Consider the following 380-nt stretch of genomic DNA (forward strand, 5'->3'; position numbering starts at 1 on the left):
GTTATACCCTCGGTGCGCGATAATTCCTGTGCGGTCTGCCATGTTCTTTCCCTCCGGGCCGCAAAGTGGTTGTGCTTCTGGCGCCGCCCAGTGTAGACCGCTAACGGCGGCCTCCGCGGTTGCGGTGCGTCGCCACCACGTGCACGGCATCCAGCATTCCTAAGGTGAACAGCGCCTCGCGGAGAGCGAACTGGAAGGTCCAGAGGCGGCGGAAAACCTGGTCGAAGCCCGCTGCCGCCGCTTCGCGGCGCCGCCCATCGAAGAAACTGCGCTGGTAGCGAAGCGTTTCCAGGTAGTGGCTTCCGGTGTGGGTCTGAGCGATGATGCGCAGGTTGGAACGCCTATCAAAGAGTCGGTGTGTCTCCTCGATCGTCGGATAG

Annotated in this window: 1 pseudogene; it reads right to left on the minus strand. The window is 62.6% G+C overall.

The annotated features are described in order from the left end of the window. Positions 1 to 100: 100 nt before the first annotated feature. Positions 101 to 380 (minus strand): annotated as a pseudogene (locus HMPREF2932_RS09275) (SAM-dependent methyltransferase); the annotation flags it as partial.

It is taken from the genome of Corynebacterium sp. HMSC074H12 (genome assembly GCF_001813755.1).
Lineage (GTDB): Bacteria > Actinomycetota > Actinomycetes > Mycobacteriales > Mycobacteriaceae > Corynebacterium > Corynebacterium hiratae.